The sequence below is a fragment of the Sporosarcina sp. 6E9 genome (assembly GCF_017921835.1).
Taxonomy (GTDB): Bacteria; Bacillota; Bacilli; order Bacillales_A; family Planococcaceae; genus Sporosarcina.
Genome location: NZ_JAGEMN010000001.1, coordinates 543,166 through 566,272, shown reverse-complemented (window position 1 = coordinate 566,272; position 23,107 = coordinate 543,166). Strand labels below are relative to the sequence as shown.

The window sequence follows — 23,107 nt, the reverse complement described above, 5'->3', positions numbered from 1 at the left end:
GCCTTTCCAAATTAAACGAACTTAACCATCGTGTAATTGCGTCTGCCTCTGCGAACGATTGTAAACTCATCTTCCAATCGATCAGCAGCGCCGACTACATATTGCGTATCCGTGATTCTTTCACCGTTAAATGAAATCGCACCGTTCCCCACGTCTTCCCGACCTTGTCGTTTAGATGATGAAATACCCGCTTCAACGATGAAGTCGACGATATTTTTATCTTCTTTCGGCATTTCGGAAGAAGGGACATCTTTGAACGCGTCTTTCATTTCATCCGCGGAAAGCGATTTTAAATCTCCGCTGAACAAAGCTTTTGAAATGCGGATTGCATTGTCCAATGCTTCTTGACCGTGAATAAGTCGCGTCATTTCTTCCGCTAATGCTTTTTGTGCTTTACGCAAATGCGGTTCTTCTTTAACCGTTACTTCAAACGCTTCAATTTCTTCGCGCTCAATAAACGTGAAGATTTTCATGTATTTAATTACATCTGCATCGGCTGTGTTAATCCAGAACTGGTAGAACTCATAAGGTGAAGTTTTTTCAGCATCTAACCAAACTGCGCCACCCGCTGATTTACCGAATTTTGTTCCATCCGCTTTTGTAACCAATGGAATCGTAATCCCGTAAGCTTTCGTTTCTTCATCATGCATTTTTCGAATGACTTCAAGTCCCGTCGTAATATTCCCCCACTGATCCGATCCGCCAATCTGTACTCGGCAACCGTAATTGTCATATAGATGGTTGAAGTCAATTCCTTGAATTAGCATGTAAGAAAACTCGGTAAATGAAATCCCACTGTCCAGTCGTGATGCAACATTATCTTTTGCGAGCATGTAGTTAACACCTAAATGCTTCCCGAAATCACGTAAAAATTCAATAATTGTCATCGAGCTGATCCAGTCATTATTATTGACCATCTGCGCCCCGTTTTCGGAATTGAAATCAAAAATTTGTTCCATTTGCTTCTTGATGCCGTGTACGTTTTTGTCAATTTGTTCTGTTGTTTGCAGCTGTCTTTCTTCTGAACGGCCAGATGGATCACCGATCATTCCTGTTGCCCCACCGACTAGTAAAATTGGGCGATGTCCGTGCATTTGAAAACGACGCAACGTTAAAAGCGGCACGATATGACCAATATGCATACTATCTGCCGTAGGGTCCACTCCGCAGTACAGAGAAATCTTTTCTTTGTTCAATAAATCCTCAAGACCTACTTCATCAGTTTGTTGATATAGCAGGCCTCTCCATTTCAAATCATCCAATAATGTGTTTGTCATTTGAACTCCTCCTAAAATTAAAAAATCCCCACATGATTTAATAAAAAATCATGCAGGGACGTTAATTTTTATAATAACGCGGTACCACCCGGCTTGAGAATAAATTCTCCGCTCGAAATCGCTTTAACGCCGCGAACGCGCCACACTCCAAAGCTGTAATTCGTATGCGGTGTACCGAGCAACTTTCACCATCCGTTGCCTCTCTATACGGTCCCACAGCCACTACTTCGGCTCTTTCAATGTGTAGATTTAGTATATATTTATTAATAATAACTTATTAAATAATAATGTCAATAAAAGTTGTTTGATAGCTATACAATTGTGCTATAATAGGAACGATTTAAGGAGGTCGATCAGATTGAGTGAAAAACAAAATAAACCAATCAAAGAACGGTTAAAACAAATAGAAAACAAGCTAGATTCACTGACAAATACGAAGTGGGCGAAGAATTTAAGAATCACATCAGGCGTTTTTTGGAATTTATTTCTTCTATCTATCATTTTCGGAATCACACTTACCATATTCGCAGCTTCAGTGGGTGCTGGATATTTTGCATCTTTAGTTGCAAAAGAACCGCTTCGTTCGAAAGATGAAATGCGTTCTACAATTTTTTCATACGAAGAAACTTCCGAAATATACGCTGGCGATGTCTATATTGGCCCCGTTAGTGCAGACATAACAAGAAAAGAGATTAAGCTTGAAGATGTTTCTCCCTATGTCATCGACGCCGTTTTCGCAACTGAAGATGAATACTTCGAAACGCATGAAGGAGTCGTGCCAAAAGCAATTTTCCGGGGATTATTTCAAGATGTAACAAATGCTGATAGCCAAACTGGTGGTTCAACATTAACCCAGCAATTGATTAAACTTCAGATTTTAACAAACGAAGTTTCATATGAACGTAAAGCAAAAGAAATTTTACTCGCGATGCGACTTGAACATTTCATGGACAAACATGAAATATTGGAAGCGTACTTAAATATTATTCCTTACGGCCGAAACTCCAATGGCGATAATATCGCTGGAATTGAAGCAGCTGCGGAAGGCATATTTGATTTAAAGGCAAAAGATTTAAACCTTGCTCAATCAGCTTATATAGCCGGGATTCCACAAGCGCCGTTTGCCTATACGCCCTTTTACAATCAAAATCAGGGTATAAAAGAAGATGAAAATTTGAAACCCGGTATTAATCGTATGAAAACAGTGCTTTTCCGTATGAAAGAAACAGGATACATCACGGAATCAGAATATAATGAAGCAATTACTTATGACATTAAAAAAGATTTCCGCAAGGCCCCATTACGCACAAATGAACGCTATCCTTATTTGACGCAAGAAATCCAAAATAGAACTGTAGATGTTCTTGCGAAGGTATTAGCCGAAAAGGACGGAATCGATCCAGATCGTTTAGATAATGAAGGTAAACTAAAAGATAAATATATAATTTTAGCACGTCGAGAAATGACAAGCGGAGGCTATCGAATTTATTCGACGATTGATTTGAAACTGTACAATCACTTTCAGAAAATAAAAGATGAATATAAACTTTATGGACCAACATTCACTAAAAAAGCTAAGGATAAAGAAACCGGAGAAGAAATAGAAGTACCATACCCGGTTCAAGTTGGCTCAATGGCCATTGAAAATAGCACAGGTAGAATCCTATCTTTTATTGGCGGTCGTGATGGTCACCAAGACAACTGGAATTTTGCTACACAAGAATTTAGACATAATGGTTCATCTATAAAGCCACTACTGGTATTCGGACCTGCGGTAGAACTTGGTGTAATAGGCGCTGGTAGTCCTGTAGCAGATGTTTGGTTTCAAACAAGTAAGTATGGTCCTGGTGCTGATGGTGGGCCATATTCGCCGAAAAACTTTATTACTAGCGAACAAATGGGTGTAATTCCAGCGCGTCAAGCATTGGCTTCATCTCAAAACGTTGCCACCCAGCGATTATACGAACAAATTATTGATAAAAATCCCGCCCAGTATTTAACAAAGATGGGATTCACAAATACTGCAGTCGGTGGTATTGCTGATGCTTTAGGAACAGTTGAAACATCAGTAGAAGAAAATACGAATGCTTTTACAACGTTTGCTAACGGCGGAAAATTCATCGATGCTTATATGATTGATCGGATAGAAGACATGGAAGGAAATATTGTTTATCAGCATGAAGTTGAGCCAGTCGACGTATTTAGTCCACAAACGGCTTATATTATTACTGATATGTTACGCGATGTTCTAACTAACCGACGAGGCACTGCGCAAGTCATGAAACAAAACTTGAATTTCAATGTCGATTTAGCGGCTAAAACAGGTACAACGCAAAGTTATGGAGACGTATGGCTTGTTGGCTACAACCCGAATATAACACTTGGTGTTTGGCTCGGTTATAAATACCGAAATGATAAACTAAGTGAAGGGCAAAATACGTATGGCCCACCAAGTAATCGCGTGAACAAACTATTTGCTAATTTAATGAATGGCATCAACGAAGTCAGACCTGAAATCCTTAAGGCAGAAACAAAATTCAAAGTGCCTGAAGGTGTCGTTACACGCTCAATGTGTGGTATTTCTGGACTTGCTCCATCAGCAGAATGTTCAGCTGCGGGATTAGTCACTTCGGATTTATTTAACGCAAATGTATTTGTACCAACAAAACCAGATGATAGTCTCACTTCTTCTTCCTATGTTCAAATGAATGGGAAAAAGTACAGAGCACTTCCATCAACACCTAGGGAATTCGTTGTTTCTAAAGGCGGAATTGGCGTAACTCAAGATTACATCGACTGGATACTGCGCCCTTTCGGAGGTAATCCTGAATATCTATTCCCTAATAATTCATCGTTCTCTCAGAATGTAATTTCAGAATCAAATTTTAATGCTGATGATGCTGCACCGGCTGCAGTGAGCCTAACGTTAACAGACAAGAAAATAACTTGGGCGGCATCTGCATCAAAAGATGTTATCGGTTATTATGTTTATTCAGGTGATAAAAAGATTGCAACAATTCACGATGGTGCGTCCTACTCTCACTCGATTGGACCTGGTTCTTATAGCGTAAAAGCCGTTGATATTACAGGTAAATTATCTGCAGCTTCTAACATCGTCAAGTTAGAAAAGGAAGAGCCACCTGAAGAAAAACCGGAAAAACCAGAGAAACCTAAAGATCCACCGAAAGATGAAGACCCAGAGAAGCCTGAAAAGCCAGGAAAACCGGAAAAACCAGGAAAGCCTGGAAAACCGGAAGATCCACCGGAAGATGAGGATCCTCCTGGTACTGATCCACCTGAAGATGAAGAATGAAAAACATAATAAAAAGCTTGCTCTTACGTGTAAAAACGTAGAGAGCGAGCTTTTTTACTTTCTATAGATCATGCATGCAATTCCCATGATTTCAATACACTCCGCATTATTTTACCACTGCGGGTTTTCGGCAGTTTATCCTTAAATTCGATTTCTTTCGGAGACGCATACGCGGCTAGTCCTTTTCGAACAAAACTTTTTATATCCTCTTCGAGTTCACTTGACGGATCAAAACGTTCTTTTAATACGATATATGCTTTGATGATTTCCCCTTCCACAGGATCCGGTATTCCGATTACACCGGCTTCTTGAATCGCTTCGTGTTCAAGTAATTTTGCTTCGACCTCAAAGGGACCGACCCGTTCCCCACTGGTCATAATAACATCGTCTACACGGCCTTGAAACCAGAAGTATCCATCTTCATCCATAAAAGCAGAATCGCCGGTAATATACCATTCATCATTAATGAAGCTTGAATCGAATATTTCTTTATTATTCCACACACTGTGCATCATCGCAGGCCAACCTTTTTTAACTGCAAGATTGCCCATTTCATGTGGCGGTAATTTATTCCCTTGGTGATCAATGATAGCAATTTCGATTCCTGGTACGGCTTTCCCCATTGAACCGGACTTTATTGGCAAGCACTGGAAGTTCGCAATCATTTGTGCACCGGTTTGAGTTGTCCACCATGTATCATGAATCCGTAAGTTAAATGAATCGACTCCCCATTGAATAATTTCAGGGTTCAATGGTTCTCCTACTGAAAGAATATGCCTTAATGATCCTAAATCGAATTTTTTCATAAGACTTTCTCCGGCACCCATCAGCATCCGGAAAGCAGTCGGGGCACTATACCATACGTTGACACTATATTCTTCAATTACCTGGTACCAACGCTCCGGAGAAAACCGATCGCCTAGAACAACTATCGTTGCGCCGGCAAGCATCGGCCCGAACATGCCATATACAGTACCAGCTACCCAACCCGGATCCGCTGTGCACCAATAAATATCCTCATCACTTAAATCGAGTACCCAGCGCGTCGTTTGCAGTTGCTGAACCATCGCTCTTTGAGTTAGGACAACACCATTCGGTTTTCCCGTAGCCCCCTCAGTATAATGCAGAAGTGTTGCATCTTCTTTTGTTAACCATATTGGTTGGAATTTTGGTGATGATGATTTTAAGTGCTTCAGAAAATCAATTGTCTTCCCATCTTCTTCTATATCTTCGCCAACAACAAAAATCGATTCCAAATGCGGCAATTTATGCACTGGTATTTGATTGAAAAGTTCTGGTGTTGTGACAATTGCTTTTGCTTCACTGTCTAAGAGTCGTTCATAAACAGCATCTTCCTTAAATACATCAAATAATGGCGCGACGATTGCCCCCAATTTTAATGCCCCGAAAACGGAAAAGTAAAGTTCAGGCGAACGCGGCATGAAAACAAACAGCCGATCACCTTTTGATAATGAAGACTGATTATGAAAAACATTCGCGGCTTTATTCGTCATCTTTTTCATTTCAAAATACGTATACGCTTCTTTTCGTTGACCGTCTTTATAATAAAGCGCTACTTTATTTTTCCGATAAGACGTTGCATGACGATCAATTGCTTCATAAGCGATATTTATTTTTCCACTCTCATACCAACTAAATTCCTTTTCAGCATCTGCCCAATTAAATTCAGCGTTTGTTTGATAATAATCTTTTAACTGATAGTCCCCTTTTACGACTGGAAGCGTTTTCATAAAGTATTTCCACCCTTTCAAAAACTAGTACACATTCATTCTACAACAGATACACTGAAATGTGTAAATAATTCTTCATTTCCATTTGTTTTCAGTATGTCACAGTAAATAGGCTTGCACGAGAACTTTATGTTGTATACTATTATTATAGTTATTTATAAGTGAGGCGGTGGCAAATATGAAACACAAAAAAACCTATAATGCAATGGAAATTAAACATAAGAGCGGCGATATAATTATCGAAGGCCCTATATCTTCGGAGAAATTAGCCAATCTTGATTTTCATGAGGATTTGACGGCATTTCGAGCAGCTCCCCAGCAGCATGAAGCGCTCGTGAATATTGCGAAACTACCTGAAGGGCGAATTATTATTGCCCGTGAATTGAATGAAGTTGTCGGTTATGTAACGTATGTGTACCCTGATCCAATGGAAAGATGGTCAGAAGGCAATATGGATAATCTAATCGAACTAGGTGCCATTGAAGTGATTCCCAAGTTTCGAGGTGGCGGTGTAGGTAAAGCGCTTCTAGCTGTGTCGATGATGGATGACGCGATGGAAGATTATATCATACTAACTACTGAGTATTACTGGCACTGGGATTTAAAAGGTACGGGGTTAAACGTTTGGGAATATAGAAAAGTCATGGAAAAGATGATGCAAGTCGGCGGACTCGAATATTATGCGACAGATGAACCCGAAATTAGTTCTCATCCGGCAAACTGTTTAATGGCCCGTATCGGAAAAAGAGTTGACCCGGAATCTGTGCAACAATTTGATAATTTACGATTTCAAAATCGCTATATGTACTAACTCTCTCGAAAGTAGGTGTAGTCATGTTAATCGAAGAAATCATGAAACTAGATGTAGTCACGCTTTTTCCATCAAATACAGTGAAAGATGCGCTTGAAATTATGTTAGAAAACAAAATTCGGCATCTACCAATTATTACAGAAGACCAGGCAGTCGTCGGAATCATTACCGATCGTGATTTAAAGGAGATTGTTCCCTCAACGATGTCTGACAGTATCGATAAAAATGTTTATGATATTAAGTTATCCGAGGTAATGACCAAAAATCCAATCACAGCTCACCCGATGGATTTCGTTGAAGAATCTGCAGTCGTGTTTTATACCAATCAAATAGGTTCATTACCGATTGTTTCAAATAATAAGCTCGTTGGCATCATTACGGAAACAGACTTACTTTATAAGTACATTGAACTTACCGGGGCACATCAGCCAGGTTCGCAAATCGAGGTACGCGTCCCAAATATACCAGGTATTCTATTCGAAGTATCCAAAGTATTTTACGAACATAAAACAAATGTATTAAGCGTCCTTGTTTATCCTGATAAAGAGAATTCGGCCAACAAAATACTAGTCATTCGAATTAAAACGATGAATCCGCTTCAAGTCATTGACGGACTTAAAACGGCGGGATTTGAAGTTCTATGGCCGAATGTACCGGGAATTTCGTGATGAAGAAAAATGCTGTGTTCATTTATTCAAAAGAACAACTTGGATACTCTTTTTCTGATTCACATCCATTTAACCAAAAAAGAATCGTTTTAACGTTGGATTTGCTAAAAAAGTCTGGAGCCATAACCGATTCTGATATTATTGCGCCGCGAACCGCAACGGATGACGAACTCTTTCTTGCACATGATGCAAAGTTTATCGATGTCGTAAAAAAAGCGGGTAAAGGTGAAATAAAAGAAGCAGCTTGCGAAATGTACGGAATCGGTACAGAAGATACGCCGATTTTTCCGAACATGCATGAAGCTAGTGCAATGCTTGTTGGTGGGACCTTAACCGCAGTTGATGAAGTTATGAGTGGACGCGCTCGACATGCCCTGAATTTAGGCGGTGGGCTCCACCATGGCTTCAAAGGACGGGCTTCAGGATTTTGCGTATATAACGATAGCTCTGTTGCGATTAAATACATTCAACAAAAATACGGAGCGCGGGTTCTCTATATTGATACAGATGCACATCACGGTGACGGAGTTCAATGGAGTTTTTATGATGATCCTGACGTTTGTACTGTATCGATTCATGAAACCGGCCGTTATTTATTCCCCGGGACAGGTAGCATTACTGAACGTGGAAATGGAAAAGGGTACGGTACGTCATTTAATTTTCCTATCGATGCTTTTACCGAAGACGAATCATTTCTTGAGGTGTATCGAACAGCGATTAAAGAAATAACAGAGCACTTTAAACCCGATGTCATTTTAACTCAAAACGGGGCTGATGCGCATTTCTTCGACCCCCTCACCCATCTCTATGGAACAATCAATATTTTTCACGAAATTCCGCGTCTCGCACGTGAAATGGCAAATAAGTATTGCGAGGGTCGATGGATTGCTGTTGGCGGTGGAGGTTATGATATTTGGCGAGTGGTCCCTCGCGCATGGGCGCATCTATGGATTGAGATGAACGGTCTTGATGCACCTACAGGCCCTTTGCCTACCGACTGGGTAAAGAGGTGGCAAAGTGAGTCACCTGTGTCGTTAATCGAAACTTGGGAAGACCCTGTTCCCTTATATAAACCTATTCCGCGTAAAGAAGAAATCACAGAAAAGAATGCTCAAATGTTGGAGCAGGCATTGCAAATTATTCGAGAAAAACGCGAAAGTTGTTAGTCAGGCTAAATATAATTAAAAGAACAGCTCTTAATTCGGAAGAATATCCGGGGTAAGAGCTGTTCTTAATATTATTATTTAAGGGAATCTCGATCTTCAAATCGATAAGGGAGTTCAACTTTTTTATCTTCAACTTCTTCATTATTCATTAACTTCGTTAATAAACGCATAGCAACTGCACCTAAATCATAAAGCGGAACAGCTACTGTGGAAAGTTGCGGTCTGACGATTCGTGCGAGGTTTGAATGTTCGAAACAAATTAGTTCATAATCATTTGGAACTGACAACCCGTCATCTCGAATACCATTTAGTACACCGACTGCTAGGGTGTCATTCGTTGCAAATATTCCAGTTGGTTTAGTTGATAATTCCTTAATGTCGCGCCAACTTTCATATCCAGTGTCATATGAATTTTCAATTTCAATAATTAAAGATTCGTCTATATCGATGCTCGCTTCTTTCAACGCACGTTCATAGCCGAGTTTCTTCGCACCGTTAATATCGCGGGTAAGAGGACCCGTTAGGAAAACGATGCGTTTATGGCCATTTGCGATTAGTTTTGAAACCGACTCGTAAGCTGCTTGCTCATAATTGATATTAACCGTTGCAAATTGACCGGCTTCATCTAGTGTGCCCGCCAAAACGACTGGGACGCTACCTCTTGACATTTCAGTTCGAACTTCGTCAGAAAGTGCATCACTCATAAAGATTAACCCATCAACTTGTTTCCCGAACAGATCCATCAGTAGTTCGACTTCTCGATCAGGGCGCTCATCCGAGTTTGAAACAATAATATTATATTCGTACATGGTTGCGATGTCTGCAATTCCGCGGGATAGTTCCGCATAAAAACTTATTGAGATATCTGGAATGATAACACCGACTGTCGTTGTTTTTTTACTTGCTAATCCTCGCGCAACAGCATTTGGTCGATAACCAAGCTCTTCAATGACGCCTAGAACTTTTCTTCTTGTAGACGGTTTGACATTGGGATTTCCATTAACGACACGTGAAACTGTTGCCATTGAAACATTAGCTTCTCGTGCTACATCATAAATTGTTACTGCCATTGAAGCCTTACCTTCCTTTCCTATTAAAAACGCCGGAACCACGAATGGCCCGGCGCTCAGTTAACTAACATTACTTGTGAGTTTTCATGAAGTCCATCATAGATGCATAAAACTCATCGAACTGGTTAAGGTCCATTTGCTGAGCTGCATCAGATAGCGCTACTGCTGGGTCTGGATGTACTTCTGCCATAACACCATCTGCTCCCACAGCAATTGCGGCTTTCGCAGTTGGTATTAACAGATCGCGTCTACCAGTTGAGTGAGTGACATCCACAAATACCGGTAAATGTGTTTCCTGTTTCAATATTGGAACCGCTGAAATATCAAGCGTGTTTCGCGTTGCACGCTCGTATGTACGAATTCCGCGTTCACAAAGGATGATTTGATCATTTCCTTGCGAAATAATATATTCGGCTGCATTGATAAACTCGTCAATTGTTGCAGAAAGTCCGCGTTTCAGAAGTACTGGTTTATTGACAGAGCCAGCTTCTTTCAGCAATTCAAAGTTGTGCATGTTACGAGCGCCAATTTGAATGACGTCAACGTATTCAAGTGCTTCTTCAAGATGTGAAGGCGTAATAATTTCACTAATTACCGCAAGGCCTGTTTCATCAGCTACTCTTCTTAAGATTTTCAAACCTTCTACACCTAGTCCTTGGAAATCGTATGGGGAAGTACGTGGTTTATAAGCCCCGCCTCTTAATAGCTTTTGTCCTTTTTCTTTCATAGCTAGTGCTACTGCCAAAACCTGCTCGTAAGATTCGACGGCGCAAGGTCCGAATATAAATGATGGTGAACCGTTTCCGATTGCAACGCCATTTACATTTACAATTGTATCTTCTGCTTTCCTTTTTCGTGAAACTAGAAGTGCATTGCGCTGTTCATCTTCTTGAATTTCTAATGCTGACATGAAAATCCCTTTAAAGATTTGATCCATTACGCCATTAGGAAGCGGCCCTTGGTTATATTCTTTTAGGAAATTAAGCATTTCACGTTCTCGGATCGGGTCATATCGATTGACACCTTGCTTTTCTTTTACTTTCCCAATTTCTTGAACAAGTTCAGTGCGCTCATTGATCAGATCTAAAATTCTAGTATTCAATCCATTTACCTGGTCTCTTAATTCTTCTAGATTAAGGTGTCCCATATGTCCATCTCCTCCCCATACAATTCATTCGTTGTTTATTTATATGAACTGAATGATTGTAAGAATTTTTGATAATAGACTTATTATAGAGAAGACTTTCGGAAAAGTCACGCATAATCTAACTATTTCTAACATCATTCGCTTTTAATCGCGTTTTTATAACCAAAAAATAAAAAATACCCCTAAATCTTAAAATGATTTAGGGGCTCCATCTTTTACTTGTTCGACGTTTCAGTATTTGTTACTGCCTCTTTAATGGCTTCTGCAGTCGTTGTGACGACATCTTCGTCACCTAGTTGTTCTGTAGCCTGATCAACGAACGTAGTAGGCTCTTCTCCTTCAGCTGACACTGTTCCGTCATCTAATGGAATCGTGGTTTTCGATTTGATAGATTTTACTTTATCGACTAGTTGACCGGATTGCTCTTGAATTGTCTTTGAAACTTCCCCAGTCTTCTCTTTTGCAGCTGCGGAGAATTCTGTCGCCTTCTCTTTCGCTGCTGATGAATATTCAGTTGCCTTATCTTTTGCCACTGAAGAGTATTCCGTCGCTTTATCTTTTGCGATTGTTGTATATTCTGTTGCTTTGTCTTTTGCTACCGTGCTGATTTCAATCCCTTTGTCCTTCAATTGACTTGCTTGGGTTGTAAAATCTTCACGCATTTCCTTCCCGGTTTTCGGCGCTAGGAATAGAGCCGCGGCTGCTCCGATAACGCCGCCAACAATTGCACCGACTAAAAAGCTTCCTGCCCCTGAATCCACGTATTCATATTCATCATAAAATGAATCTGTGTATCCACGGTCGTTATAGTCATATTGGTTTGGCATATACGATTGATCATTTTCTGATTGATGGTTAATGTTTGTTTTTACGTTGTTATTCATAGTGATTCCTCCTAATTAGTTATCAATGTTATTATATAATCTACTTTGGATTATAACTTTTCCAACCTCGCGAGCCCGCGCGTCGTTCATTCAACTTATCTACTACCCCGATTGCAACTTGACTCCACTGAATCACTTGGGCAACTTTGTCGCTATTGCGTTCAGCTTCTAGTGTTACGGAATCTGTTACACGACGTACTGACGTATTAATGCCAGTAACTGATTCACCTACTCCTTTTACAGCTTCAACAACTGAGTTCAGTTTTTCAGATTTTTGACTGATATCATCAGCGAGATTATTCGTCCGCTGAAGTAGTTCCGTCGTTTCAGTCGTTACACCTTCAAGTTGAACAGATAGGCCTTCCATTGTTTCAGAGACGCTTTGTAACGTGCCTTTTAATGAGAACAATGTCATCGCCAGACTTACGCATAATATTAAAAATGCGATTGCAGCGACAATAGCCGCTATGTACAACAAAACTTCCATGGCATGTCCTCCTTAATATTATTTAATCATAGTGTTGTTTTACCCTACTTCCCCGGGGATTAAACGTTATGACATAGTATACTTTCGACATTCTCCATGATAACCCTTTAATTTAATAATAATCCTATTGATTTTTTAAAAAAACAGCTTGATCAGAAAGATCAAGCTGTCTCTTCACTAACTATTTCTTTAAATGCATTTAAATATTTTTGAACGTCTCCGGCACCCATGAATAAGTAAACTGCATTACCGTGTTGTTCTAGCTCCACGATGTTTTCTAGTTCCAAATGTTTTGCACCCGGTAGCTTTTCAAGTAATTCATTGATTGATATCTCGCCTGTTTTTTCACGAGCCGAACTGAAAATATCACATAAATAAATGTGGTCGGACGTTTCTAAACTATGCGCAAATTCGTCTAAGAGTGCTGCGGTACGAGTAAATGTATGCGGCTGAAAAATGGCGACAATTTCTTTGTTCGGGTATTTCTGTTTAGCAGATTGCAAAGTCGCTTTAATTTCAGTTGGGTGATGTGCATAATCATCGATAATTACGCGGCCTTTACTTTCCATTACAGTAAATCTTCTTTTCACACCATGAAAAGTCGAAAGTCTCTCTTGAATGACAGAAGCTGGAATTCCTTCATAATGACATAATGCAATTACGCCAAGCGCATTTAAGATAGCATGGTCCCCTGTCAACGGGATTGTGAATGTATAATACAATTCACTTCGCACGTAAACATCAAATGTGCACCCCTCTGAATTTTTAACGATATTCTTCGCTGCAAAATCATTTGACTCGTCGAAACCATAATATACAACGGGTACACTTGCTTGGATTTCCTGTAAGTGGTTATCATCCCCGCATGCAATAATTGCTTTTTTCACACGTAAAGCCATATCGCCAAAAGCATCAAGGACGTCATCAAGATTTTTAAAATAATCAGGATGGTCAAAGTCAATATTTGTCATAATTGCATAGTCCGGATTATAGGCTAAAAAATGGCGCTTATATTCACAAGCTTCAAATGTAAAGTACTCAGCATCTTCCAATCCTTTACCCGTTCCGTCCCCAATTAGGTATGAAGTCGGTGCGTGACCAGAAATGACATGTGCAAGGAGTCCTGTCGTTGACGTTTTCCCATGTGAACCCGTAACTGCAATCGAAACAAACTTTTGCATATAATCTCCGAGAAAATCATGATAGCGTACAACTTCAAGACCAAGTTCATGTGCTTTTTCAATTTCGGGATGACTATCGGGAAAAGCATTCCCCGCAATAACTGTCATGCCTTCTTTTATATTATTTTCATCAAATGGATAAATCGGTATATTTCTCTCATGCAAAGCATCCTCTGTAAAAAAATACTTTTCCACATCGGAACCTTGTACTTTATGAGCGGAATCATGAAGGATTTGAGCAAGTGAACTCATGCCGGATCCTTTAATTCCAATAAAATGAAACAATGTCATATGGTAACCTCCTGGGACCTTTTTGGTACCCTTTATACTCGTTTAATTATTCCCGTTTCACCTGTAAATTATGCACAATATATATAGGTTGGTTTAATATATTCTTTAAAAAGTAACATCCGAAAGCCGTTCCAAATCAGTTTCCGTAATGAAGACATCACGCGCGCGACTTCCTCTTTGCTCAGATATGAAACCATGCTTTTCAATGCTGTCCATCAATCTTGCAGCCCTGTTATAACCAATACTGAAATTACGTTGCAAGAGTGACGTAGAGGCACTTCCTTGTTCATAAATAAATAAACAAGCCTCCTCAAATAAAGGATCCGTTTCCTCTTCTTCCACCGCTGTTTTCAACAACTCTTCTTGCCCAAACAAATATTCAGGCGATGCTTCACGTTGAACGTGTTCTATTATACGTTCAATCTCGTCATCCGTTACAAATGTCCCCTGCAGACGAACAGAGGCTGATTGACCATTTCCTAGATACAACATATCCCCTTTACCTAGAAGGCGCTCTGCACCTATTGTATCGATAATTGTTCTAGAGTCAACCTGCGATGAAACTGAAAATGCAATTCGCGTCGGTATATTGGCTTTAATCGTACCCGTAATTACATCGACAGACGGACGTTGGGTAGCGATGATCAAATGAATGCCGCAAGCACGCGCTTTTTGAGCGATTCGAATAATTGACACTTCCACGTCAGCAGGCGACATCATCATCAGATCCGAAAGTTCATCGATGACGATTAAAAGATAAGGCATTTTCAATGAATACTGCTTATTTTCCTCGACAACTTTGTTATAGCGTTCAATATCGCGAACGCCCATATGCGCAAGTAATTCATAACGTCTTTCCATTTCAGTAACTGCCCACTTCAATGCAGCCGTCGCCGCTTTCACATCTGTAATAACAGGACTAATCAGATGCGGTATGCCATTAAATGGCGCCAACTCTACCATTTTCGGATCGATAAGCATCATTTTCAAGTCCGAAGGCTTCGCCTTATAAAGAAGACTTACAAGAAGCGAATTTATGCACACGGATTTACCAGAACCTGTAGCTCCGGCAATTAATCCATGAGGCATTTTTCGCAAATCAAGTGTTACAGGCTCGCCAGTTAAACCGAGGCCTAGAACAGCCTCGAGCGGTGAAGTTGAAGTTCGAAATTCTTCGGATTTAATCACTTCTGATATTCGAACCGGTCTCGTATTCCGATTCGGTATTTCTATGCCGATTGAACTTTTACCAGGAATCGGCGCTTGAATGCGTATTTCTTTGGCAGCTAATGTTAGTTTCAAGTCATCCGTCAAATTTCGAACGCGGCTAACTTTGGTCCCCTGCCCTACCGTCAATTCAAAACGAGTTACTGTAGGCCCTTGAACGGCATCAATCACTGTGGCCTTAACGCCGAAATGGGACAATGACTCTTCGAGTTTACCAGATTGGGATTCTAGCCAATCCGTGTCTTCGATTTGTAATTCCGGCGCGATTAATAATTGCGGCGATGGAAACACATAATGTTCTTCAGCAACGCTTTCTGAATGATTTTCAATTGCTTTTTCAACAATTTCTGGTTTTGTAACTTCTGGTTCTTTATTGATCTGGACTGATTGTTTAGTAGATAACTTAGCTTTATCACTTTTCAACATAAGTACATTAAACGGAACGATGCGTTCTCTTTTCTCTTCAATAATCTCTGGCTGTTGTTCAATCTCGTCAATCGAATCGATAATCGGTTCCGGTTCATTATCAATAAAGTTTGTTTCTTGCGCTGTAGAATCTTCAGTCTTTATTTCTGGTTCCAAAATAGACTCTTGGGTCGACTCTAAAATGGGTTGTGTATCTACTTTATTGGATTCATCTGGTTTGTCCAGCGAAAGTTCGACTTCCTCTTCAACGATGGCTTCTTTTTCAGTATCAATAAAGTGCGCATCTTCTTCAATACCGCTGAATTCCATAGAATCTTGATGTTGTTTCTCTACTGAAGTAGCTACATCGGTAGTGTCCAAGGTGAATTTATTTTCTACAGGCTCAGGGTCAGATTTGATTTCTTCATTAATTTGATTCGTTTCTTCTTCATATGATTCTTCTACTGTTGCTTCCGTTTCTAATATAGCATCTTGATTAGAATCTAAAAAAGTCTGTTTATCTTCTATAGTAGATACATCTAAATTTTGTAAGGTCAATTCGTCTTCCATTGGCTTTTTGGGTTCAGTGGTAATTTTTGATTTTTCCTCAACGATTTCGACTTCTTTTTTAAATCCTACAGTCGGTTTGCGATTTGAAAAGCCATATATCGGTGATGGTACATGCGTTGGATTGAAACTCCGCGTCGACTTAATTGACGGTTTACTTTCTATAGGAATATCGATTGTTTCTGTTTCAATCGTACGCTTTTTTTCCGTTTGTTTTCTTGCCCTATGAATATTCGTCGTAACATCTCTTCCAGGCCATCTTTCGTTTTGATACAATGGAACCGTTTCAAATTCATCAATCGTTTCATTTGTTTTTTCTGGTACATTTTTGGTTTTTTCAATTTGTGTAGTCGCTTCGTCTTCGTCCCAACCATAAATCTCTGCATCTGTAATGATTGGAAAACGAAATGTTGGACGTTCTTTTACTTCCTGTTTTACAGTAGCGTTAGCATTTTCAGCATTTTCGTTGAATGCCTCTTCGCTATCTTCATCTTTTTCAGTAACTAATCGGTCTATAATTCTTTTAAACCAACTCAAACAAATCACTCATTTCATGTCGATTAGTCTATTTTAGCAGTTTAACAAAGCTTAAATCAAATTTTATACTAAAATAAGAAAAACGTACCAGAAGGCACGTTTTCTTATTTGTTACTTGATATATGGCTGTCCAACAACACTATTTTCATCTAAAACTAGTATCCCTGCACCTTCCTCAGCATCGGGCAAGGCTAATTCAGATGCAGAACAAATCATTCCAGAGGACGGAACTCCGCGAAGCTCAGCATCTTTGATGACTAATCCGGAAGGCATAACCGCTCCTACTTTGGCAACGACTACTTTTTGATTAGCCTCTACATTTGCTGCACCGCAAACGATTTGTAGCGTTTCGTTTCCAACGTCTACCTTACATACATTTAGTCTGTCTGCATTGGGGTGCTTATCTTTTTTAATAACGTGGCCGATAACAAACTTTGGCGATAGATCGACATCGAGTTCCAATTCCACACTATTCTCTCGTAGCGCAAGTTGAACTTTCTCGATCAACTCTTCCGTTAATTCAACTTCACCGTTAGCTTCCACCGCTACATATTTCGAAGCATTGAATAGATTAAAAGCCACGATTTGCTGTGTTTCTACATTTTTAATCACGGTAATATCACCGATACTTTCACTCATTGTCTCTTTTGGTTTTTCTAATTCCAGCTGGGCCAATAATACATCCCCAACACCTTTTTCATTGTAAAAAATATTCATTTTATTATTTTCCTTTCTTTCGTGTAACACGATTTTTCGCCATGATAAAAATAGGCTCTAATTGTCCGTTTTCATATATAAACGATAGTGATGTAACAGGAACAGTTCCTTTGGTAAAGAAATGCATCGTCATTTGCGCAAGAACATCATAACCTGTTTTATTTCGAATATCACCAATAATTAGGACATCCTGATGCGGGACTGAAACAGTCATATCACCTTGGATTTTCTCTTCCATTTCTTTTAGGAATGCGCTATTCAAGATACGGCTTGCATCGTACCCATCGTTATTGTTAATGAAGTAATAACTATTGCCATCGACTTCATCTTTTTTCATAGCTGTCGGTAATGATCTTACGCGGAAAAGCGCCGCCTCCATTAGTTCATTTGCGGATTGACCAAGCGCTTCCAGCATTCCTTCATCTATTAGGCGATATGTTTTTCCTAAATCCAATGCATAATAAATTCTAGTTTCAGCCGTATGGTCTTTCATGATAAACCGTTTTCCTTCGGCTGTTTCCTCTGGAAATGAAGTAGATCTAATGACTGGGTAAATCGGGCGATCAGCATTAAAGCCTTCAGCATGTTCAAGTTCCATCGCTTGGAATGTCGCTTCAATCGTATAAACGATTTCATCTATTGCAACGTCTTTTTTCTCTGTATACCTCGATAAAATCTCGGGCAATGAAATATCCATCCCTTTGTTTAAGACTTTATGATCAAGACGAACTCTATCTGCCTTCGCATCAAATTTCCACACGAAGTTCTCTGAAGGCAGACGTTTTTTCAGAATGTTTACAAGTTCATTCGATTTCATTATTTAAGAGCCTCCATTAAAAAGAACGGTTTCCGTAAATACCCCGGCATACCGTTCGTTATTTTTTTGTTATAAGTTTTACTGAATAGAACGCAAGATTTCCATCATAACTGATAAATGATTCTCAATGTCCTTTTTAGTCGAAAGTGTTGTGATTTTCGAACCACCAACACTCGTTATAAGTTCGACAGTCTCGTCATTTTCAATCACTGCTGCAAAACCAAATGTGTCGCCTTCTGTAAATGACTTCTCTTTAATAATCTTTTTTGTTTCATCGGCTTTCAATAAATCATAAAAAAGGTGACTATCTTTCTCTTCATTTGGATTATTGAACAAGATAAAGGTATCGTTTTTAGACGTAAAAATGATGTTTTGTGAATCTGAACCTTCTTTTATCGCAAAGCTACTAGGTCTGTAAAATTTTACGCCATCGATTTCCTCGTTTGCAAATTTATTGTTTTCATAAAATACTTTTTCAGCAGATCTCAATCCTTCACCGACTCTGTCTTCTAAGGATTTACCACATGCTGTAAGTAATAATACTGATATGATTACAAGGATTTTGAATTTCCATGAGCGGAACATTCGATATTCTCCAATCTGTATAAGGTTTGTTCTTATTTTAAGGTTCTTTCGTTGTACTTGCAACCCTTTAGACTGTACGCAAGAACTACTTCGTTTGTTCTATTCCAGTCGAATATTGCCATTGTCCGATTAACAGATGTAAAACGTGGGCAAAAAGCTCAGTTCTACTAACTGCACCATTCGTCAATATACCGATTGCCCCTTCATTATGACGAACATTTTTCTTACTAAAATATTGATCCACGACGGGTCCGAGTTCTTTCCCGTTTTGAACTTCCCTTGCAAGGTCATCCGGCAATAGAATTTGTGCGCCGCCTGCTGTGAATTGATTTCCGTCTGGTAGATGTAACGCACCCCAATTGCATATGTATAGCTTGTCGTTGAGTAATCGAACGCCGCCTTCTAAACCGATGCCAACAGCATTTCGTCCAAAACCACTGGCTTTTCTGGCCCGGTTCAACGCCCCTTCTTGCGTTTCTTCATCACCATAGGGTTGATCTGGGACATCTGAACTGACACTTCTGCCAGTTATTTTCGATTGTGGATAGTACGCTTTCAGTACTTCTTCACATGCTTGCAGTTTAGCTTTATTTGTTGTTCCGATTATAAAGTCCATTTCATTTTCACACCTTCACTTGATTGTAAAATCCGTCTTGCACGCGACGTGCAAGACGGCATCCGAATTACACGTTACTTTTGATTGTCTCAAGTGTCGTTTTATCGCATGTTGTTACCAGTTTAACAAGTAACTCTTTCGCTGCAGCATAGTCGTCTGTATGGATGATGGAAGCCGCTGTGTGAATATAGCGGGAACAAATACCGATAACAGCACTTGGAACCCCTTCATTGGCCATGTGTACGCGCCCTGCGTCAGTTCCCCCTTGCGAGATAAAGTACTGATAAGGAATATTATGTGTCTCAGCAGTATCAAGTATGAATTCTCGCATTCCACGATGTGTAACCATTGACCGGTCCATAATACGTAAAAGTGTCCCTTTACCTAGTTGGCCAAATTCATTTTTATCACCGGATGCGTCATTTGCAGGACTTGCATCAAGCGCAAAGAATAAATCAGGATCAATCATCGTTGCTGCCGCTTGTGCACCACGAAGTCCCACTTCTTCTAAAACGTTTGCGCCGGAATATAATGTGTTCGGTAATTCATTCCCGTGAACTTCTTTCAACAATTCAATCGATAGACCGCAGCCGTAGCGATTATCCCATGCTTTTGCGAGAATTTTCTTATCGTTTGCCATGGGTGTGAACGGACAAATTGGGACAATTTGCTGACCTGGTCGAATGCCGATTTTTTTCGCATCTTCTTTATCGTCAGCGCCTATATCAATCAACATGTTTTTTATATCCATTGGTTTATTACGAATTTCATCACTGAGTAAATGTGGTGGAATCGATCCAATAACGCCGATGACCGGTCCATTATCCGTAATGATTTCTACACGTTGTGCGAGTAGTACTTGGCTCCACCAGCCGCCAAGCGTTTGAAATCGAATCATGCCGTTGTCTGTAATGCCACTTACCATGAAGCCAACCTCGTCCATATGCCCAGCAACCATGATACGCGGACTATTTTCGGAACCTTTTCTAACCCCGAATATGCCTCCAAGATTGTCTTGAACAATTTCATCTGAGTACTTCGTAAGTTCTTCTCGCATATAGTTGCGCACCGCATGTTCGTTACCTGGAGCACCCGGTAGTTCGGTTAGTGTTTTAAACATTTTTAAAGTTTCGCTTTTCATTAACAATACCCCCATTTTTTCAGTAAAAGTAGTGCCGCCCTTAAATATGTACACTATTCAGTGTAGACGATTATTCAGAAATATTCCATCTAAAATTTAGGGAACCGAAATATTTTTTTGCAATTCAACTATTATTAAAGATTTCCGTATAATTTGTGATACACTAAAGCAAAGACTTATTGGGAGGGTAATCCTATGAAATTTAAAGATTTTCTAGCTGGCATTTTAACAGGCATCGCAGCTGGTGTTGTCGTTGGTAAGGTTATTGACCGTGTCGATCCGAATGTTCCTGCTGATTCCGTATTAAAAACAATTAAAGACTCTTTTAAAGAAGAAGGCCCGATTGATGGCTCATGGATTGTTATGAAACCTGAACCATTTCAAAATAACGTGATTAAAATGACTGTTTACCGCGGGGGCATCTCCCGCATCAAAAATGGTGAGCTTGAACAATTCGAGTTTGCTGCCAATTCCTCAACAGGCACTGTGGTTGAACTTACTAAAATATAAAAAGAAAACCGTTACCCACCGGGGATTTCCCAGAAGGTAACGGTTTTTCGTTCTATTTATTCATGAAACTTCGATTTTTTTAAGCATTCGACAATTTTTTTGCCGGACTCGTCCCATTTCACAAGTCTGTAAACTGCATCGTGGTAGAAACTGAACCAGTAATTCCCTTCCAGTCCTTCCTTCATGAGTTTTTCTTTTGCATAAATGGAATCCATTGGATAATCGTCATACGCCAGTACCCAAAGTGGATTACTATGCGCGTGCGTCGGCATTAAATCGCCCATATGTAGAATCGCTTCATCGTTTTGGGTTAATTTTATGACAGAATGTCCGTTACTGTGGCCGCCCGTATGAATCATTTCAATCCCCGGCAGTATTGTTAAATTACTTTCGAACGTTTTAACTTGTTCCTGAACGGGATCCCAATTCTCTTTCCAATATGTGTTTCGAGAACGAATATTAGGGTTTCGCATTTCATCCCATTCTACTTGAGATGTGTAAATGATTGCATTAGGAAATACAGAAACAAGCTGGTCGTTTTCCCACTTTGTCAGCCCTGCTGCGTGGTCATTATGTAAGTGCGTCATAAGTATAATATCAATATCTTTTGGCGTAAGACCGAGTTCACTTAGGTTGTCCTCGACACGCGATTCAGCAGTCACACCAAGATTGCGCTTCATTTTCTTATTAAGTTTTCCATTCCCCAAACCAGTATCTATTAAAATGTTTTTATTTTCATATTGAAGTAAAATTGGATCCGTTCGCAATTCGATCAAGTTGTTTTCATCCACATTATATCTGCGCGACCACAAAACTTTAGGTACAGGACCAAACATTGTTCCCCCGTCTAAAAAGTTTAGCCCACCATTTAACCAGTTCAATTTCATTTCATGGAAAATAAATTCATTCAATTAGTTCTCCCCCAATAGTTGTTTTAGATAAACCCCTTTAATGGCTTCGGTATTTGTGTAGAAAATGCATCTTGCAATTTTTTAGTAATCAAACCCCGTTTACCGTTTCCGATTTCACGTCCGTCAATGATCGTAACCGGCATGACTTCCGCCGTTGTCGATGTGTAAAAGAATTCATCCATTTCAAATGCTTCGTCCAGTGTAAAAGCCTCTTCTACCACCGGAATATCGAGTTCCTTACACAAGCCTAGAACGACGTGACGTGTTATGCCTTCTAAGATTAAATTCGATACAGGGTGCGTGTAGACGACACCATCTTTTATGCCGAACATATTTGTTGAGGAGCCTTCTGTCACCAGTCCATCACGGTGAAGAATCGCTTCTGGACAACCAGCTTCACGCGCTTCTTGTTTTGCTAGGACGCTTCCCAGTAAATTCAAACTTTTTATATCGCAACGCAACCATCGAATATCATCAACAGACTTAACCGCTACCCCATTTTCCATGTCTTCCACTGGTCTTTGGGCTTCTATCGCATATGCCGTTACGACAGCAGGCACCGCTGGATCAGGAAAATGATGTGTTCTAGGTGAAGAGCCGCGCGTTACTTGCATATAAATATGGCCGTCCGATATTTTATTAACCTTTATTAATTCTTTGGCAACGTCGATTAGCTGTTGTTCGGAAAAAGGAATTGTCAATTTTATTTTCGCCGCACTTGAGAACAATCTTTGAAAGTGTTCTTTCAATGTGAAAAATTCATCATTATAAACTTTAATGACTTCGTATACGCCATCTCCAAAATAATAGCCTCTGTCGTCAATCGAAATTCTTAACTCATCACGTTTTGTAAACTGCCCATCAATAAAATAAATCATTTAGTCCATTCCTCTTTTCATTTTCATAACGTCTACTATTAGTATATTCTATCTCCTCTTCTATTTTCACATGTTTACCTAGTAAAATAAAGCACATTCTGTTATTACTACTATTTCATTGAATTGCCGTGCAATTTGTTAAAGTATAAG

Annotated in this window: 20 protein-coding genes and 1 other annotated feature; of the genes, 5 read left to right on the top strand and 15 right to left on the bottom strand. The window is 39.7% G+C overall.

The features are described 5' to 3' along the window. Positions 1-11: 11 nt before the first annotated feature. Positions 12-1,277: a tyrosine--tRNA ligase gene (gene tyrS / locus J4G36_RS03010; RefSeq protein ID WP_210468556.1), complete on the bottom strand. Its 1,266-nt coding sequence runs from the start codon at positions 1,275-1,277 to the stop codon at positions 12-14. 51 nt (positions 1,278-1,328) lie between these two features. Next, positions 1,329-1,526 (bottom strand) — a binding site (T-box leader). Positions 1,527-1,635: 109 nt separating this feature from the next. Here tyrS and J4G36_RS03005 point away from each other — a divergent pair. Next, the gene (locus tag J4G36_RS03005; RefSeq protein ID WP_246880382.1) at positions 1,636-4,590 is read left to right on the top strand and encodes a transglycosylase domain-containing protein; all 2,955 of its coding nucleotides are present in this window, start codon (positions 1,636-1,638) and stop codon (positions 4,588-4,590) included. Between the two features lie 68 nt (positions 4,591-4,658). Here J4G36_RS03005 and acsA read toward each other — a convergent pair whose 3' ends face one another. Then, positions 4,659-6,341, bottom strand: a complete 1,683-nt coding sequence (acsA, locus tag J4G36_RS03000; protein ID WP_210468555.1) for an acetate--CoA ligase — start codon at positions 6,339-6,341, stop codon at positions 4,659-4,661. Positions 6,342-6,519: 178 nt separating this feature from the next. Between acsA and J4G36_RS02995 the strand changes: the two genes are divergently transcribed. Genes J4G36_RS02995 through J4G36_RS02985 form a run of 3 tightly spaced genes read left to right on the top strand, consistent with a single transcriptional unit; the run spans position 6,520 to position 8,986 of the window. After that, positions 6,520-7,152 (top strand): GNAT family N-acetyltransferase, encoded by a 633-nt coding sequence (locus J4G36_RS02995; protein WP_210468554.1) that lies wholly within the window; start codon positions 6,520-6,522, stop codon positions 7,150-7,152. A gap of 23 nt (positions 7,153-7,175) precedes the next feature. Then, the gene (locus tag J4G36_RS02990) at positions 7,176-7,820 is read left to right on the top strand and encodes an acetoin utilization AcuB family protein (RefSeq protein WP_210468553.1); all 645 of its coding nucleotides are present in this window, start codon (positions 7,176-7,178) and stop codon (positions 7,818-7,820) included. Next, positions 7,793-8,986, top strand: a complete 1,194-nt coding sequence (locus tag J4G36_RS02985) for an acetoin utilization protein AcuC (protein WP_210468552.1) — start codon at positions 7,793-7,795, stop codon at positions 8,984-8,986. The genes J4G36_RS02990 and J4G36_RS02985 overlap by 28 nt, the downstream gene beginning before the upstream one ends. A 74-nt stretch (positions 8,987-9,060) precedes the next feature. On the opposite strand, the gene ccpA is transcribed toward J4G36_RS02985, so the two are convergent. The 11 genes from ccpA to J4G36_RS02930 form a co-directional block, all read right to left on the bottom strand. Continuing rightward, complete coding sequence (gene ccpA / locus J4G36_RS02980) at positions 9,061-10,056, bottom strand: catabolite control protein A (RefSeq protein ID WP_210468549.1); 996 nt, start codon at positions 10,054-10,056, stop codon at positions 9,061-9,063. Between the two features lie 70 nt (positions 10,057-10,126). Then, positions 10,127-11,203 (bottom strand): bifunctional 3-deoxy-7-phosphoheptulonate synthase/chorismate mutase, encoded by a 1,077-nt coding sequence (locus J4G36_RS02975; protein WP_210468546.1) that lies wholly within the window; start codon positions 11,201-11,203, stop codon positions 10,127-10,129. Between the two features lie 215 nt (positions 11,204-11,418). Then, the gene (locus J4G36_RS02970) at positions 11,419-12,087 is read right to left on the bottom strand and encodes a YtxH domain-containing protein (protein WP_246880380.1); all 669 of its coding nucleotides are present in this window, start codon (positions 12,085-12,087) and stop codon (positions 11,419-11,421) included. A 40-nt stretch (positions 12,088-12,127) separates the two neighbouring features. Further along, positions 12,128-12,574 carry a DUF948 domain-containing protein gene (locus tag J4G36_RS02965; protein ID WP_210468543.1) on the bottom strand — a complete coding sequence of 149 codons (447 nt, stop codon included), beginning with the start codon at positions 12,572-12,574 and terminating at the stop codon, positions 12,128-12,130. A 161-nt stretch (positions 12,575-12,735) separates the two neighbouring features. Next, positions 12,736-14,046, bottom strand: a complete 1,311-nt coding sequence (gene murC, locus J4G36_RS02960; protein WP_210468541.1) for a UDP-N-acetylmuramate--L-alanine ligase — start codon at positions 14,044-14,046, stop codon at positions 12,736-12,738. Between the two features lie 105 nt (positions 14,047-14,151). Beyond that, entirely contained in the window at positions 14,152-16,782 is a 2,631-nt protein-coding gene (locus tag J4G36_RS02955) for a DNA translocase FtsK (protein WP_210468539.1), read from the bottom strand. Positions 16,783-16,893: 111 nt separating this feature from the next. Beyond that, positions 16,894-17,499, bottom strand: coding sequence for a YtpR family tRNA-binding protein (gene ytpR, locus J4G36_RS02950; RefSeq protein ID WP_210468537.1), 606 nt, complete (start codon positions 17,497-17,499; stop codon positions 16,894-16,896). Between the two features lie 4 nt (positions 17,500-17,503). After that, entirely contained in the window at positions 17,504-18,316 is an 813-nt protein-coding gene (locus J4G36_RS02945) for a DUF1444 domain-containing protein (protein ID WP_210468535.1), read from the bottom strand. Between the two features lie 78 nt (positions 18,317-18,394). After that, positions 18,395-18,901, bottom strand: a complete 507-nt coding sequence (locus tag J4G36_RS02940; protein WP_210468534.1) for a hypothetical protein — start codon at positions 18,899-18,901, stop codon at positions 18,395-18,397. 85 nt (positions 18,902-18,986) lie between these two features. After that, a complete protein-coding gene (locus tag J4G36_RS02935; RefSeq protein WP_210468533.1) occupies positions 18,987-19,517 on the bottom strand; it encodes a DUF84 family protein in 531 nt (176 codons plus the stop codon). A 67-nt stretch (positions 19,518-19,584) separates the two neighbouring features. After that, positions 19,585-20,658 carry a M42 family metallopeptidase gene (locus J4G36_RS02930; protein WP_210468532.1) on the bottom strand — a complete coding sequence of 358 codons (1,074 nt, stop codon included), beginning with the start codon at positions 20,656-20,658 and terminating at the stop codon, positions 19,585-19,587. A 195-nt stretch (positions 20,659-20,853) separates the two neighbouring features. Between J4G36_RS02930 and J4G36_RS02925 the strand changes: the two genes are divergently transcribed. After that, positions 20,854-21,168 (top strand): hypothetical protein, encoded by a 315-nt coding sequence (locus J4G36_RS02925; RefSeq protein WP_210468531.1) that lies wholly within the window; start codon positions 20,854-20,856, stop codon positions 21,166-21,168. A 56-nt stretch (positions 21,169-21,224) separates the two neighbouring features. Here the strand turns inward: J4G36_RS02925 and J4G36_RS02920 are convergent, their stop codons facing one another. Both J4G36_RS02920 and dat read right to left on the bottom strand, forming a co-directional pair. Next, complete coding sequence (locus J4G36_RS02920) at positions 21,225-22,079, bottom strand: YtnP family quorum-quenching lactonase (RefSeq protein WP_210468530.1); 855 nt, start codon at positions 22,077-22,079, stop codon at positions 21,225-21,227. 23 nt (positions 22,080-22,102) lie between these two features. Next, on the bottom strand, positions 22,103-22,957 hold the full coding sequence (dat, locus tag J4G36_RS02915; protein WP_210468529.1) for a D-amino-acid transaminase: 855 nt from the start codon (positions 22,955-22,957) through the stop codon (positions 22,103-22,105). Positions 22,958-23,107: the final 150 nt, after the last annotated feature.

Bases quoted from the DNA above. Each gene is read 5' to 3' on its own strand.
- tyrS (WP_210468556.1), bottom strand. From the start codon at position 1,277: ATGACAAACACATTATTGGATGATTTGAAATGGAGAGGCCTGCTATAT.
- acsA (WP_210468555.1), bottom strand. From the start codon at position 6,341: ATGAAAACGCTTCCAGTCGTAAAAGGGGACTATCAGTTAAAAGATTAT.
- J4G36_RS02995 (WP_210468554.1), top strand. From the start codon at position 6,520: ATGAAACACAAAAAAACCTATAATGCAATGGAAATTAAACATAAGAGC.
- J4G36_RS02990 (WP_210468553.1), top strand. From the start codon at position 7,176: ATGTTAATCGAAGAAATCATGAAACTAGATGTAGTCACGCTTTTTCCA.
- J4G36_RS02985 (WP_210468552.1), top strand. From the start codon at position 7,793: ATGGCCGAATGTACCGGGAATTTCGTGATGAAGAAAAATGCTGTGTTC.
- ccpA (WP_210468549.1), bottom strand. From the start codon at position 10,056: ATGGCAGTAACAATTTATGATGTAGCACGAGAAGCTAATGTTTCAATG.
- J4G36_RS02975 (WP_210468546.1), bottom strand. From the start codon at position 11,203: ATGGGACACCTTAATCTAGAAGAATTAAGAGACCAGGTAAATGGATTG.
- J4G36_RS02970 (WP_246880380.1), bottom strand. From the start codon at position 12,087: ATGAATAACAACGTAAAAACAAACATTAACCATCAATCAGAAAATGAT.
- J4G36_RS02965 (WP_210468543.1), bottom strand. From the start codon at position 12,574: ATGGAAGTTTTGTTGTACATAGCGGCTATTGTCGCTGCAATCGCATTT.
- murC (WP_210468541.1), bottom strand. From the start codon at position 14,046: ATGACATTGTTTCATTTTATTGGAATTAAAGGATCCGGCATGAGTTCA.
- ytpR (WP_210468537.1), bottom strand. From the start codon at position 17,499: ATGAATATTTTTTACAATGAAAAAGGTGTTGGGGATGTATTATTGGCC.
- J4G36_RS02945 (WP_210468535.1), bottom strand. From the start codon at position 18,316: ATGAAATCGAATGAACTTGTAAACATTCTGAAAAAACGTCTGCCTTCA.
- J4G36_RS02940 (WP_210468534.1), bottom strand. From the start codon at position 18,901: ATGTTCCGCTCATGGAAATTCAAAATCCTTGTAATCATATCAGTATTA.
- J4G36_RS02935 (WP_210468533.1), bottom strand. From the start codon at position 19,517: ATGGACTTTATAATCGGAACAACAAATAAAGCTAAACTGCAAGCATGT.
- J4G36_RS02930 (WP_210468532.1), bottom strand. From the start codon at position 20,658: ATGAAAAGCGAAACTTTAAAAATGTTTAAAACACTAACCGAACTACCG.
- J4G36_RS02925 (WP_210468531.1), top strand. From the start codon at position 20,854: ATGAAATTTAAAGATTTTCTAGCTGGCATTTTAACAGGCATCGCAGCT.
- dat (WP_210468529.1), bottom strand. From the start codon at position 22,957: ATGATTTATTTTATTGATGGGCAGTTTACAAAACGTGATGAGTTAAGA.